Genomic DNA, 13,625 nt, shown 5'->3' with positions numbered 1-13,625 from the left:
CGAAACGGAAAGGGGAAGTACCGAACCGCGGGTGGGTTCGGGGGGATGACAGGCGACACGCGGCCGTCGGTGCGACGATGGCGTGTCGCCATCCCCACGTTGGGAAGTCTCGGCATTAGCCCTACTGCCAAAACGTATTGGGCCTCGCGACGAACGAATCCAGCGAGTCGGCAGCATCGTCCCCCTTACGGCGCTGCGCGCTCGGAGTCGGTCGGTCGAGCCGATTTCCCTCACGTCGAGACCGCTCGAGTCGACGGCGTGCATGCGAGTCGGGATGGGCAGGTTGAAGACCGTCCTCGAGACAGGAACGGCCATGTTACGATCGTTTGACGGGACCGAACCGCAGGTCGCCGACTCCGCGTATGTCGACGACGCAGCGGTCGTCATCGGCGACGTCGTCATCGAGGAAGACGCAAGCGTCTGGCCGAACGTTACGATCCGCGGGGATCACGGCCGGATCGTCGTCGGCGAGGGGGCGAACGTCCAGGACAACGCCGTCCTCCACGAGGACGCCGAACTCGCGCCGTACTCGACGGTCGGCCACAGCGCCATCGTCCACGCTGCGACCGTCGCCGAGCGCGCGCTGGTCGGCATGAACGCGGTCGTCTTGGACGGTGCCCACGTCGGCGAGGGATCGGTCGTCGCCGCCGGCAGCGTCGTCACCGAGGGCACCGAGATCCCCGAGTCCACGCTGGTCGCCGGCACCCCCGCGGAGCCGAAGACCGAGATCGAGGACGCCCACCTGCAGGCGACGGCCGACCGGTACGTCGAACTCGCGTCGGAACACGCCGAGACGTCGGAACGGCTGGACTGACCGTCCCTCAGCGGTCGCCGTCGCCGGCCGCGGTCGCGCCCGTTCCGTAGAGAACCTCTCGCACGTCGTCGACGCCGGCCCGCCGGACCACGGCTCGAACCGGATCGCGAGCGCCCGCGAGGTTATCGGAGTCGCCATCCAGCACCAGCAGGCGGGCCTCCCGCCCGGGCTCGACCAAACCGTACTCCAGATCCGCGATCTCGGCCCCGTTGACCGTCGCCATCCGGAGGATCTCGGCGGCAGGCAGCTCCGACAGCTTCGCGAGGAACTCCATCTCGCGGAACATCGACGGCGAGTTCAGCATCACGTTGTCCGTCCCCAGCGCGAGTGTCGTCCGTTCGTTGAGTTCCGCGTAGGGCGACAGCCCCACGTCGGTGACGAGGTTCGACCGCGGGCAGACGACCACTGGAATCTCACTGTCCGCGAGCCGGTCGAGGTGGACCGGTTCGGGATGGACCATATGGACCAGAAAGTCGGGATCGAGATCCAGGGCCGGATTGATATCGCTCGAATCGACCTCGCCGGCGTGGATGCCGAAGGGCTTGCCCGCCTTGCGGGTCGCCGTCCGTTCCCGATCGAAGCTGTCGTCGTTGGCCCCGCTGGCCCCGAAGCCATCGCCCGCATGCATCGCGTCGATCGACCCCCGCGCGAACGACAGCGCGTCGATCGAAAGGCCCTCGACCGCCCGCTCGAGCGTCCGAACCCCCTCGACGCCGCCCTCGCGAAACTCCAGACAGGCCGCCGTGCCGGCCCGCTGCATGAACCCCAGCGAGCGTCGCATCGCGGCGGCGAGTTCGTCCTGCGAGGCCGCCCGCAGGAGTCGGTGTTTCAGCCCGTCCGGCGGCGCGACCAGTTCCTCGAGCGAGAGGCCGCCACCGGCCTCCTTGGCGATCGAGTCGCCGATGTGGGTGTGAGCGTTGACAAAGGCCGGCAGAATGATATCGTCGCTCTCGACTGCCGTCTCCTCGACGGCCTCGATGCGGCCGTCATCGCCGATCACGACCCGCCCCTCGACGGGCTCGAACTCGCGGCCGCGGAGGATCGTTCCCGTTCGTTCCATACCGAGCCGTTCGTGGGCCGTCTTTTCAATCGTTGCGACCGACGGGCGACAGTAGACGGTATGGCTCGAGGCGCTCGTTTATCACGTTCAAGTATCGGTCAGCCGTGTCGTTCCGCTGCGGACCCGTTCGAATAGCGAGACAGCGGCGGGTTCGATCCGGTTCGAATACTGCATGAGCGAGGTGCCGAGAATGCTCATAACCAGAACGTAACCCACCGTGAAAGCGTAGATCGTCTGTGCGGTTTCCGCCGCCATGCCGCTGCCGGCCCCAGAGAGAGCGAGACTCGCGATGATCAGTGAGAACTCGCCGCGAGTGGCCATCCCGAAGCCGACCCGAAGTGACCGACGGTCGTCGAGGCCGTAGATCCGCCCACCGAGGTAGCCACTGATAATCTTCGTCGGCGTCGTCACGAACACCGCAGCGACGATCATCCCGAGGATCGAAAGCGTGAACAGTCCCGGATCGGTGACGAGGCCGATCCAGAAGAAGAAGATCGCTGCGAACGCGTCTCGCAACGGCTCGAGCAGTCGCTCTAAGTCATGGACGTGATCGGTCGACGAGAAGGCCATGCCGACGAAGAAGGCGGCGACCGCCTCGCTGACGCCCAGCGCGAGCGCGATCCCGGCGACGAGGATCGTGACGCCGAGTGCCCGGACGACGATGAACTCGTTCGTGTCGGCGTCGAGAAAGCGCTGAAAGAAGCCGGTCCCGAAGGTGACGAGCCCGAGCAACGCGAGGATGAACCCGACCGCGATCCCGATCTGTCCGACGGCTTCCCCGATATCACCGCCGCCCAAGACCAGTGCGGACGCGATCGCCAGGTAGACCGCGATGAACAGGTCCTCGTAGACGAGCATGCCGAGCATCGGTTCGGACTCGTCGTTGGCGATCCAGCCCAGATCGATCAGTGATTTGGTGATGATCGCGCTCGAGGAGATGTAGACGATGCCCGCCGTCAGGAAGGCTGCGAGGAAGCTTCCGAAGACGAGATAGCCGAAGAGCAGTCCGATACCGAAGTTGATGACCAGATCGACGGATCCCGCTTTGCCGATCCGGTCTTTGCTCGCGATCAATCGGCTCAGGTTGAACTCGAGGCCGAGAAAGAACAGGAGGAGGACGATCCCGATCTCCGCACCGACGACGATGAAGTCGGTCTCGCCGAGCGCGAGTCCGCCGACTGCGGCCAGAAGATCGACACCACCGATCGTCACCTCGGGGACGGTGACGGCGATGCCACCGACACCGACCTCGTTGCCGGCGAGCGCAGGGAGTTCTCCCAGTACGTTCGATCCCAGCACCACCCCGATGATAATATAAAACGGGATCACCGATTGCTTGATCCGACTCGAGAGGACGCCAGCGATGGCGACCGCAGTAAAGAGAATACCGACATCGACGAGCGCCGTTTCAGTCGCCACTAGCGCTCACCTCGTGGAGGAAGGGTCGTTGCGATCACTCGTCGAGTCCGGCTCCGAGCAGTTCCTCGAACTCGGCGCAGTCCTCGCGGTCGCCGATGACGACCAGCGTGTCACCGACCTCGAGGACCGTCTCCGGCGTCGGCGGCGAAATCAACTCCTCGCCGCGCTGAATGGCGACGACGGAGACACCGGTTTCGTCGCGGATGTTCGCCTCAGCGAGGGTCTGGCCGGCGACCTCGGCGGTCTCGGAGACGCCGTACCACTCGAGGTAGGTGTCGTCGGCGAGCATCGTCTCGACGTTGTCGGCCTGCACCGGCTGGAAGTACGCTCCCTCCAGAATCGTGCCGATTTTCCGGGCCAGTCGATCCGACGCCTCGAACACCTTCTCGCTGTCTGCATCCGCGTCCGCTTTCAGGTACACCTCTCGTTTCCCCGTGTTGTGGGTCACGATGACGAGGCGCTCCCCGTCATCGAGTTCGATCTCGAACTTCTTCCCGACGCCGGGGAGGTCGCTCTCGTAGACGGTCATACGTCACCAAAGCGAGGGCGTGATAATAAATGGCGTGTCCCGATCGACCGATCACAGTCGTCGCTGCCGGTGGTTTTATCGACGCTGTCAGGGAGCGATTTGCAGGCATCGCAGCGCTCGCGCTCGAGGGCCGATACGCGGTGCCAACAGGCGGTTCCAGCAAAACCGGTCACTTAATCGATCGGAGACGCTATCGACAGTGACTGGTACAGCACATGCGCGAGCTTCGGGATATAGACGGACTGCATCCGCGGGATCTGACGCAACGGCAACGGCTGTTAGTACTCTTCGTGGTCGGTCTCGCTTCGGTCGTCCTCTTCTACACGGTCGTCTACAACTGGGGAATGCAGGCGCTCGAGGATCGCCCCCAGTCGATCTTCCGGTCGTTCCAGACGGTCGTCGAGACGATGACGACGACCGGGTACGGTGCGGATTCGCCCTGGGAGACGCCAGTGATGAACGTCCTGATGGTGTCGATCCAGTTGACTGGCGTCATCATTGGGTTCGTCACGCTGCGGGTCTTGGTCATCCCGCTCTTCGAGCGGACGCCGCTGGACCTTTCCGACCGCCTCACGACCAAGAACGACCACGTCGTCATCGCGGAGTACCAGCACGATACCGAGTTGCTCCTCGACGAACTCGAGGAACTCGATATCGACTACGTTCTCATCGAGTCCGACGAGGAGGAAGCGAAGCGGCTCTCGGACGATGGCTATCAGGCGATCAAAGGCGATCCCGAAGAACGGGCTGACCTCGACCGTGCAACGATCGAGCGAGCGTCGTTGCTCATCACCGACGCCGGCGACGAAACGGCGAGTATCGTCCTGACAGCGCTGGAAGCCAACGAGGACCTGCGGGTGATCAGTTTCACTGAGTCGACGCGTCGGAAGGCAGCACTGGCGGAGGTCGGTGTTAGCCGAAGTATCGCCCCGCACGCGCTGATCGGCCAGCGGTTAGCGGAGAAAGCGACGACGCCGGTCACGGTGCCCGACCGAGCCGACGGCGACGAGGTCGACGTCCGCGAGATCCTCGTCCGACGAAATAGCCCGCTCCACGGCGTCAAAGTGCGCGACTCGCCGATCGTGAACCATCCGAACCTGACGCTGGTCGCCGGGTGGTTCGACGGCGAGTTGCACCTGCCGCCGTCGCCCGACGACGAACTCACGCCCAACACCGTGTTAGTCGTCGCCGGACCGAGGAGCGAGATCGACGAAATCACGGACGAGATCGCGGGCGCTCGGTCGCGGCGCATCCGAACCCCCTCGAAGCTCATCGTCGCCGGCTTCGGTGAGGGCGGAACCGCAGCCGTCGACGCACTCCCGACGGACGTCTCGGTGACGACCGTCGATGAATCGAAGGATCGGGGACCCGATATCGTCGGCGATGTCACCGAACCGGAAACGCTCCGCGACGCCGGCATCGACGACGCTTCGGCCCTGGTCGTGACCGTCGGGAACGATTCGACCGCACTGATGACCATCGCCATCGCCCGCTCGCTCTCGAGCGAGATCGAGATCCTAGCCCGTGTGACAGATAGCGAGAAGACGAGGGCGGCATTTAGAGCGGGCGCTGACTACGTTCTGTCTATCCAACAAGTGTCCGCCCGACTGGTCGCAGCGGAGGTTCACGGTGAACGGGTCATGTCTCCGACAAGCCAAATCCGCCTGATTCGAGCCGACGCAGCGCCGTTTACTGGCGATTCATTGGGGGATACCCGTCGTAATCCAGAGCGTGGATGGACCGTGATCGGCGTCTCACGGGGCGGAACTATCCGTACCGACGAACGGACCACCATTGAAGCCGACGACGAAGTGATCGTCGCGGGGAGCGACGATGCAATTCAGGAGTTCGAGCGGACGGTCACCTCCTCGTGAGTGCGGGGACCATATTGCCGAGGAGCTGCGGCGCGATGCCGAAATAAGCGGTACGTACACCTGTACTGACCGCGGGACCCTAGTCGACGAACTGGTCCAGCGTCGCGTCCACGCCGTTCCGGACCTCGCTGACTAAGGCTCCGTCGATGTCGAGTCCGAGGACGTCGACGGCGGCCCGGCCGACCTGGTCGCGCAGGTCGGCCGGCGAGTACACCCCGAGCCGCCACTGTGAGTACTGGGACGCCCGCAGGGCCGCGACCAGCGGCGACTGCTCGTCCAATCGCCTGATCTCGCCGTTGACCATCACCCGCGAGGTGGACTCGGTCATCGAGGGGCGACTCGGCACGTCGAGGATGACCCGCTCCGGGTCGACACCGGCCCGGTCGCTGATCTCGCGTTCGAACTCTCGGATCGTCCCGTGATCGGCCTCGATGATTCCGCCGGGCACGTCGTCCATCTCCGCCCACACCGCCCGCTTGAACAAATCGCGCTGATCGAGGCGGCGGGAGAACTCGCTCGTCGCCGGACACGAGCGCAACGCGACGAGCAGATCCGGATCGTCCATCCGCTGGAGTGTCGTCGCATCGACATCGGTTTCGGGCGACTCGAGCAGCCGTTCGGCCGCCCGGCGCAGCATCGCCTTCCCGATGCGGGCGACGCTGTGACTGTAGACGGTCGGGTTCATCAGCGCCCGGGCGACCAGCAGGCTCTCGGCGGTCTGGACGTTGCCTTCCGCGAGGACGAGTTCGCCGTCGGCGAAGGTCAACTCCCGAACCAGCCGGCCGTGGTCGATCGTCCCGTAGGGGACCCCCGTGTGGTGGGCGTCACGCACGAGGTAGTCCATCCGATCGACGTCGAGTTCCCCGGAGACGAGTTGCCCGAACCGGCCTTCTCCGGCGACCAGGTCGGCGACCCTCCCGGGCTCCAGGCCGTGGGATCGCAGCACCCCGCCGACCCCCCCGTCGGCCAGCAGATCGTGGACGTCGTCGTGATACCGGCCGGTCCGGCGGTGGGTCAGCGACTCGAGGTTGTGGCTAAATGGCCCGTGACCGACGTCGTGGAGCATGGCGGCGGCGTGGACCCGCTGGGCCTCCCGGCCCTCGACGCCGAGTTGCTCGAGGGCCTCGCAGGCGAGGTGATAGACGCCGAGGCTGTGTTCGAAGCGGGTGTGGTTGGCCGAGGGGTAGACCAGCGAGACGGTGCCCAGTTGGCTGATACGTCGCAGCCGTTGGAGTGCCGGCGTGTCCAGCAGATCGCGGGCGACGCCGTCGATCCGGATGTGGTCGTGAACGCTGTCCTTGATCGTCTTCATTGGCGCGAGAGTTCGGCCTGAACGTACAAAAACGGTCGTCCGGCCCCCAACAGCCGTCCGGACACCGCAAGCGGGGTTGCGAATACCGGTGTAACGACTACCCGCGTGGCCGTCGGCGTCTCGACGGACGATGACCGACCTGACGATTCCCCCGAATGCCGACACGGATCGCATCAAAGCCCTCGTGCAGGACCACCTCGAGATCGGTGACACCGTCGAGGTCCGGAGCGAGGAACGGACCGAGGACCACGGGACCGACGTCGTCGGCGACGTGACGGGGTTCGAACCGGGCTATCTCGAAATCGACGGCCAGTCGCTCGACGCGGGCAGTGTCCGCTACGACGAGATCCACACGGTCGGGACGATCGAGAGCGATAGTCACCGCTGAGACGGGCCACAAACCAATCGAGCCCCGCAGTGGCCGGTATCAGGTCGTTCCCTCAAGGTCGGCACTCAGTCCCTCGCGCAGCGGGTCCGGAATCGGAATCGAGCCCTCCCCGTCGACCGTGACGGCCACCGTGGTGACCGTCGCGACGACCCCCTCCGCGTCCCGGAGTTCGTACTCGAGGGTGACACTCGTCTCGCCGACGTCGGTCACGTCGATTCCGACGGTAACCGGGTCCAGCGACGCGAGCGCCCGCTCGTACTCGACCTCGAGGCGGACGACCAGATGATCGAGGTCGTCGGGGCCGTAGCCGTGGCTCGCGAGGTAGCGGTCCCGCGCGAGGTCGGTGTAAGCGACGAACTTCGAGTTGTTGACGTGGCCGCTGCGCCCGAGGTCGTCGGTCCTGACGTCGACCGTCGTCTCGTAGGCCGCCATCGATCAGTGAGAAGCGGTGCCACGGCGAATAGGTTGCGAACTCGGTCGGCCGCTCGAGTTACGCAGTTCGTCGGCGTACGATTCGAACTGCCGTTTTCGAAGCCCGCGAGCGACGTCTCGTGCCGAACCGACCACACGGTGTGCGGTGACGCGCGCTGTGTCGCGGTGAGTGAGTAACGAACCGCGACACGACTCTGTGTGAGGGATAAGCGACCGACTGAAAGGTGAGAGCGAATCGGCTAGGGAGGACGTGGTCATTCCCCGTTGCCACGATAGCAGGGAAGTCCGTATCGACTGCGATGTTGGGAAGAAGAGAGTCGTTCTGCTATCGTGGCTGCACGGAGTCTCCACACCCTCCCCAACCGATTCGTTCACGCCTGGCGGCGTTCACTCATCCCTCGCACGGTGTCGTCGACTGCTCTCGTTCTCACTCGAGCAGTCGACAGCGTGCGCCACCGCACGTCGGCTGTGGCGGTCCGACCCAAAACACAACTTGCCTCTCTCGAGGCCGACCGCCTACCGAACCGCTCGAGGAAATGACCACGGCCGAACTCACTCGAGCGCGACCCACTCCCCCCGATCGTCGCTGCGTTCGATCGCGTCGAGGACCCGCTGGGCCGCGAGCCCGTCCGCGAAACTCGGCGCGAACGACTCGCCGCGCGCGACGGCGGAGAGGAACTCGTAGTTCTCGTGGACGAAGGTGTGTTCCCAGCCCAGCACGTGGCCCGGCGGCCACCAGTGGTCGACGTAGGGGTCGTCTTCGTCGGTCACGAGGATCGTCTCGTAGCCCCGGTCGCCCTCCCGGAGGATCTCGAGTTCGTTCAGCCGCTCGAGCGAGAACCGCAGGCTCCCACTCGAGCCGTGGATCTCGATGGTGTGGTCGTTCTTGTGCCCCGTCGCGAAGCGCGATCCCTCAAGGGTGCCCATCGCGCCGTTCGCGAACTCGAGCTGGGCGGTGTAGGCGTCGTCGACGGTGACGGGACGGGTCTCCGGATCCCCACCCTCACCGCCGTCTCCGACCGGCCGTTCCTCGACGAACGTCTCCAAATGGCCGCTGACCCGCTCGATCGGCCCCGCGAGGTCGTCCGACCCGACCAGAAATCGCAGGAGGTCGACCGTGTGCGCGCCGAGATCGCCCAGCGCCCCCGACCCGGCCAGTTCCTCGTCGTTGCGCCACGACCACGGCGCGTCGGGGTCGACCAGCCAGTCCTGTAAGTACCGCCCGCGGACGTGGTGGATCTCGCCGAGGTCGCCCGCCTCGAGCAGTTCCTTGGCGTACTGTATCGCGGGGACGAACCGATAGTTGAACGCACAGCCGGCGGGCACGTCGTCGCCGGCCTCCCGGGCCGTTTCGGCCATCGCCTCTGCCTCCTCGAGCGTCGGTGCGAGCGGCTTCTCGCAGAACACGGGCGTCCCGGCCTCGAGGGCGGCGATCGACGGCTCGGCGTGGACGTGGTTCGGGCCGAGGTTGTAGAAGGCGTCGACGTCGTCGACGACCGCGCGCCAGTCGGTCGCGGTCGAGTCGAAGCCGAGCCGTTCGGCGGCGTCTTCCAGCGCCGCCTCGTCGCGGCCGACCAAAACGCTGCGTTCGATCGCCGGTGCGTCGGGGAAGAACATCGGCAGCCGCGCCATCGCGTTCGCGTGTGCTTTCCCCATGAACCGATAGCCGAGGACGCCGACCTCGAGGGTCATGGACGGCCGTTCACGGGCCCGGTAGTTAGCGCTTTGCGGTGGCCTCGCCGGCCGACTCCCGCGACGAGTACCGAAAAGGGACGCTCTCGCTCAGTCGTCGGCGGGCGTCGGCGCGCCGCGCTCGACGTCGATGTCGCCCTCGTCGAGGGCTTCCTCGACGTTGCGGGCGGCCTGGACCATGTTCGCCATCTTGCCGTAGGCGACGTCACGCGGCAGCAGCTTCACGCCGCAGTCCGGCGAGACGACCAGCTGTTCCGGCGGGACGACCTCGAGCCCTTTCTTGATGTTTTCCTCGATCTGCTCGACCGATTCGACCTCGGCGACGTGGGCGTCGGTGACGCCGAGCGCGAGGTCCTTCGAGAACTCGGGGTCTTTGAAGACATCGAGCTGTTCGTAGTCGCCGTTTGCCAGCTCGAGGTCGAACTCGTCGACGGGGAACTCGAGGATCTCGGGGTAGATCCGGGAGTAGTCGCCGTAACAGACGTGGAGCCCGATACGGACCTCCTCGGGGATGTCCGCGACGATGTGTTCCAGCGCCTCGCCGACGATGGCGTGGTCGTCCGGTGTCGTCGCGAGCGCGGGCTCGTCGATCTGGATGTAGCGCGCACCGGCGTCGACGAGCTTCTCGATCTCCTCGTTGACGAGGTCGGCCAGCTCGAGGGTGAGTTCGTCGTCGTCCTCGTAGGCCTCGTTAAATGACCAGTTCGCGAGCGTGTAGGGGCCCGTGATCGGGACCTTGACCGGTCGATCGGTGGCATCGGCGGTGAACTCGTACTCGTCGACGAGCCAGGAGTCGTCGTACTCGACCTCGCTGACGACGCTCGGCTTGTCGAAGTAGTTGTGGCCCCAGACCTTGACGGGGCCGTTGAACTCGTAGCCCTCGATCCGGTGGGCGAAGAACTCGACCATCTCGTTGCGCCGCATTTCGCCGTCGACGACGACGTCCAAGCCGGCGCGTTCGTGTTCGGCCGTAATCAGGCGGGCGGCGTCGTCTTTGGCTTCCTGCCAGTTGTCCTCGTCGAAGTCGCTGTCCTCGTCCTCGTACAGGTCCTTTGCCCGGTTGAGCCACTTGGGCTTGGGGTAGGAGCCGACGACGGTCGTCAGCAGGAAGTGGTCGTTGGCGTGATCGGCCGGTCGGAACTGGTCTTTGTTCTCGTTGGTCATGCTGCGGTCACCTCCGCGAGGTCCGCGGCTTCGGCAAGAACCTCGAGTTTCTCCACGTACTTGCGGTAGGGCAGGTAGAACGTCTCGGTGTTCGTCGTCAGGTAGACCGTCTCGAAGTCGGTGACCCCGAGCTGGCCCTCGACCCACTCGACCCGGTCACGGATCGCTTCGGGGTCCTCGACGAGCGTGTTCTGGCCGTCGGCAAGGCCGAGCGCGACGTCGTCGGTCGCGCCGTACTCCTGGAGGTTGTAGACGTTGTCGTCCTGGTTCGCGACGAAGTCGAAGCCGACCGCGTCGATATCGGCGTCGAGCAGGTGCGCGTAGACCTTCTCCTCTACGGCGCCCCAGTAGGGCTGGACGACGACGTCGGCGTCGGTCGCGCTCGCGACTCGATCGATCGCCTCGCTGGCGCGTTCGTCCAGCCCGTCACCGGGCGCGGACTCGACCAGCGAGGGCTCGAGCAAGAACAGCGTCTCGACATCGGGGAAGGCCTCGACCTCGCCCGCGAGGAAGTCGGCGATCGCGGCGAGGAAGTCGGCGTCGTCGCCGTAGCGCTCGTCGGTCGCGAGATCGAACAGCGAGTACGGGCCGGGGAGGACGGCCTGCAGGTCCTCACCGTCGATCAACTCGGACGCGGCCTCGAGTTCCGCGGCGACGTCGCCGGTCGGCTCGAGGTCGTCGGTGACGACCGGCTCCCGGTAGAAGTTGTTGTTGTCGTAGTAGCGGACGATCCCGCGGGTCTCGACGGCGTCGGCGACGGCCAGCGGGTGCGCGAGCATGTCGTCCCAGCGCAGTTGGCCCTCGACGATCCGGTCGAGGCCGGCCTCGGTCTGGACGCCGACGACCTCCTCGCGGGCCTCCTCGTAGGCCGCGGTGATTTCCTCGCCCTCGTCGCCGCTGATGAGGTCGTGTTTCTGGTGTCCCTTGAGATCCGAGAGATCGTCTTTCGCCCAGTCCGGGAGCGGATACAGCCCCGGCGTGGTCGAAACGTACTCAGTCATCGTAGCCCCGACTAGGCTATACCGACGCTTAATATTTTCCATCCATTCTAATACATTGCAGTAATTCCTGCGGGTTTCGGACCGGTCGGTCTCCGAGCCAGTGGATCGTGTTAACAGCCGTCATGAGGGCGAAATCCGATGGGGATTACCGGAATAGCTTCAGTACCGTCAGCGTCTCGAACGGGAACGACTCGTCCGCGACGGCGACGGCGCTAAAGCCCTCCTCGCCGGCCCGTTCGACGACCCCGTCGACGCCGGTGAGGCTGCTCACGAGCAGGTAGACGACCCCGTCGGGCGCGAGGACGCGCCCGACCGCCTCGAGGAATGGATCGATGACCGCCCGGCCGTCCTCGCCGCCGGAGAGGGCATGTTCCATCCAGTCGTCCCACTCGTTTTCCGGGTCGGTCGGCAGGTAGGGCGGGTTGAACGCGACCGCGTCGAAACTGCCGTCGCGGAACGGCGAGACCAGATCCGCACGCACCGCCTCGACGCCCTCGCCCCGGGCCTGCCGGACGGCGTGGGGGTTCAGGTCCGACGCGATCACGCGGGCGTCGGTTTCGTCGGCGATCCGCCCGGCGACGAAGCCCGAGCCGGTGCCGACCTCGAGGACGCGCTCGGCCCCCTCGAGTCGCTCACAGACTGCGTCGGCGAGCAGTTGCGAGTCCTCGGCCGGCTGGTACACGTCGGTTTCGACGTCGCGTTGCTCCTCGAGTCCCATCTATCGTTCCTCCGGTGTTTGCATACGGTGTTCCTCGCTCCGTTCGCGCTCCGACTCGTCGGCGATCCGGAACCCGCCGGTCTCGGCGCGGCCCGAGAGTTCCCGCTGCGGGAACGGGATCTTGATCCCCTCGTCCTCGAAGGCTCGCTTGACCGCGTCGATCGCGGCGGTCCGGGCCTCCCAGTAGCGTCTGGCGCTCGGCTTGTCGATCCAAAAGCGCACGCCGAGGATCACCGCCGAGTCGCCGAAGGACTTCCCGACCACCTGCGGCGACGGCGCGGTCAGCACCTCGTCGACGTCCCCGATCGCCGACTCGGCGAGCGACGCGGCCCGGTCGACGTCGGTTCCGTAATCGACGCCGACCTCGACTTCGATCCGCAGGCGGCCCCGCTTCGAGCGGTTCGTCACCATGCTCGAGGCGATGACGTCGTTGGGGATCATGATGTACTCGCCGTCGAACGACCGGACGCGAGTGTTGACGATCGAGATGTCGGTAACGATTCCCTCGTCGCCTTCGACCTCGATCCAGTCGCCGATCTCGAACGGTCGGGCGAACATCAGGACGAACCCCGACAGCATCGTCCCGAGGGTCTGGCGGGCCGCCATGCCCAGCACGATCCCGAGGAAGCCGGCCCCGACGAGCAGGCTGCCCAGATCCTCGATCCAGATACCGAGGATGACGACCAGCGCGACGGTCCAGATGATCACCTGCGAGAGTCGATGGGTAATCTGGCGCTGGTGTTCGGTGACCGCGGCCGTCGAGTCCATCACCTCCTCGATGATCCGTCGGACGAACCGCGTGACGATGACGGTCAGTACGAGCAGGATGAACGAAAAGACCGCGCGCGGAACGGTGTCGCCGCCCGGATCGAGTCCCACGAAGAGCTGGCGGACCTCGTCGGTGCGGTCCCAGACGCCCAGGACGACGCCGGCGCTGACCGCACAGGCCCCGATCAGTACTGCCACCGAGACGACATCCGCATATAGCGGTCGCGTTCGCTCGGCCACGCGCCCGTGTAGCCGCCGGTACGAGAGCAGGACTGCGAAGACGAGCCCGACTGCGACGAGGGACACCGCGAGTCGAAGCGGGACCGTCGGAAACACCTCCGAGAGCCAGTCGAGCCGCGTCAGTACAGACATGCGTTCGTCTCCCGAGTTCTCGGCCGTGCAGCTTTGAGTATTCGTTGGTTACTTCGCCCCGGTTGTGTGGCCGCTGTAGGCC

The 13,625-nt window shown here is 65.7% G+C and carries 13 protein-coding genes; 3 read left to right on the top strand and 10 right to left on the bottom strand.

All coding sequences use genetic code 11. From position 1 onward, the window contains the following. Positions 1-313 precede the first annotated feature (313 nt). Positions 314-814, top strand: a complete 501-nt coding sequence (locus NP511_RS17230; RefSeq protein ID WP_049966914.1) for a gamma carbonic anhydrase family protein — start codon at positions 314-316, stop codon at positions 812-814. A 7-nt stretch (positions 815-821) separates the two neighbouring features. On the opposite strand, the gene NP511_RS17225 is transcribed toward NP511_RS17230, so the two are convergent. From NP511_RS17225 to NP511_RS17215, 3 genes are all read right to left on the bottom strand, one after another. Continuing rightward, a complete protein-coding gene (locus NP511_RS17225; RefSeq protein WP_049966442.1) occupies positions 822-1,874 on the bottom strand; it encodes an amidohydrolase family protein in 1,053 nt (350 codons plus the stop codon). Positions 1,875-1,961: 87 nt separating this feature from the next. After that, a complete protein-coding gene (locus tag NP511_RS17220) occupies positions 1,962-3,293 on the bottom strand; it encodes a cation:proton antiporter (RefSeq protein WP_049966441.1) in 1,332 nt (443 codons plus the stop codon). A gap of 34 nt (positions 3,294-3,327) precedes the next feature. Continuing rightward, positions 3,328-3,822, bottom strand: coding sequence for a cation:proton antiporter regulatory subunit (locus NP511_RS17215; RefSeq protein ID WP_049966440.1), 495 nt, complete (start codon positions 3,820-3,822; stop codon positions 3,328-3,330). 215 nt (positions 3,823-4,037) lie between these two features. Here NP511_RS17215 and NP511_RS17210 point away from each other — a divergent pair, with 215 nt between their 5' ends. Further along, entirely contained in the window at positions 4,038-5,696 is a 1,659-nt protein-coding gene (locus tag NP511_RS17210) for a potassium channel family protein (RefSeq protein WP_049966439.1), read from the top strand. A gap of 79 nt (positions 5,697-5,775) precedes the next feature. Here the strand turns inward: NP511_RS17210 and NP511_RS17205 are convergent, their stop codons facing one another. Beyond that, positions 5,776-7,008 (bottom strand): HD domain-containing protein, encoded by a 1,233-nt coding sequence (locus tag NP511_RS17205; RefSeq protein WP_049966438.1) that lies wholly within the window; start codon positions 7,006-7,008, stop codon positions 5,776-5,778. A gap of 130 nt (positions 7,009-7,138) precedes the next feature. Between NP511_RS17205 and NP511_RS17200 the strand changes: the two genes are divergently transcribed. Beyond that, positions 7,139-7,396, top strand: coding sequence for a hypothetical protein (locus NP511_RS17200; protein ID WP_049966437.1), 258 nt, complete (start codon positions 7,139-7,141; stop codon positions 7,394-7,396). A 39-nt stretch (positions 7,397-7,435) separates the two neighbouring features. On the opposite strand, the gene NP511_RS17195 is transcribed toward NP511_RS17200, so the two are convergent. From NP511_RS17195 to NP511_RS17170, 6 genes are all read right to left on the bottom strand, one after another. After that, positions 7,436-7,828, bottom strand: coding sequence for an acyl-CoA thioesterase (locus tag NP511_RS17195; RefSeq protein WP_049966436.1), 393 nt, complete (start codon positions 7,826-7,828; stop codon positions 7,436-7,438). 552 nt (positions 7,829-8,380) lie between these two features. Continuing rightward, a complete protein-coding gene (locus NP511_RS17190; protein WP_049966435.1) occupies positions 8,381-9,520 on the bottom strand; it encodes a Gfo/Idh/MocA family protein in 1,140 nt (379 codons plus the stop codon). Positions 9,521-9,610: 90 nt separating this feature from the next. After that, positions 9,611-10,684 carry a methionine synthase gene (locus NP511_RS17185; protein ID WP_049966434.1) on the bottom strand — a complete coding sequence of 358 codons (1,074 nt, stop codon included), beginning with the start codon at positions 10,682-10,684 and terminating at the stop codon, positions 9,611-9,613. Beyond that, positions 10,681-11,685 (bottom strand): 5-methyltetrahydropteroyltriglutamate--homocysteine methyltransferase, encoded by a 1,005-nt coding sequence (locus tag NP511_RS17180; RefSeq protein ID WP_049966433.1) that lies wholly within the window; start codon positions 11,683-11,685, stop codon positions 10,681-10,683. Before NP511_RS17180 ends, NP511_RS17185 begins: the two co-directional genes overlap by 4 nt. Before the next feature lie 145 nt (positions 11,686-11,830). Next, positions 11,831-12,403: a HemK2/MTQ2 family protein methyltransferase gene (locus NP511_RS17175; protein WP_049966432.1), complete on the bottom strand. Its 573-nt coding sequence runs from the start codon at positions 12,401-12,403 to the stop codon at positions 11,831-11,833. Continuing rightward, positions 12,404-13,543, bottom strand: coding sequence for a mechanosensitive ion channel family protein (locus tag NP511_RS17170; RefSeq protein WP_049966431.1), 1,140 nt, complete (start codon positions 13,541-13,543; stop codon positions 12,404-12,406). Positions 13,544-13,625: the final 82 nt, after the last annotated feature.

It is taken from the genome of Natrinema thermotolerans, from assembly GCF_031165565.1.
Classification (GTDB): domain Archaea; phylum Halobacteriota; class Halobacteria; order Halobacteriales; family Natrialbaceae; genus Natrinema; species Natrinema thermotolerans.
The sequence above is the reverse complement of the archived record's forward strand: the minus strand, read 5'-3'. Positions and strand labels throughout refer to the sequence as shown.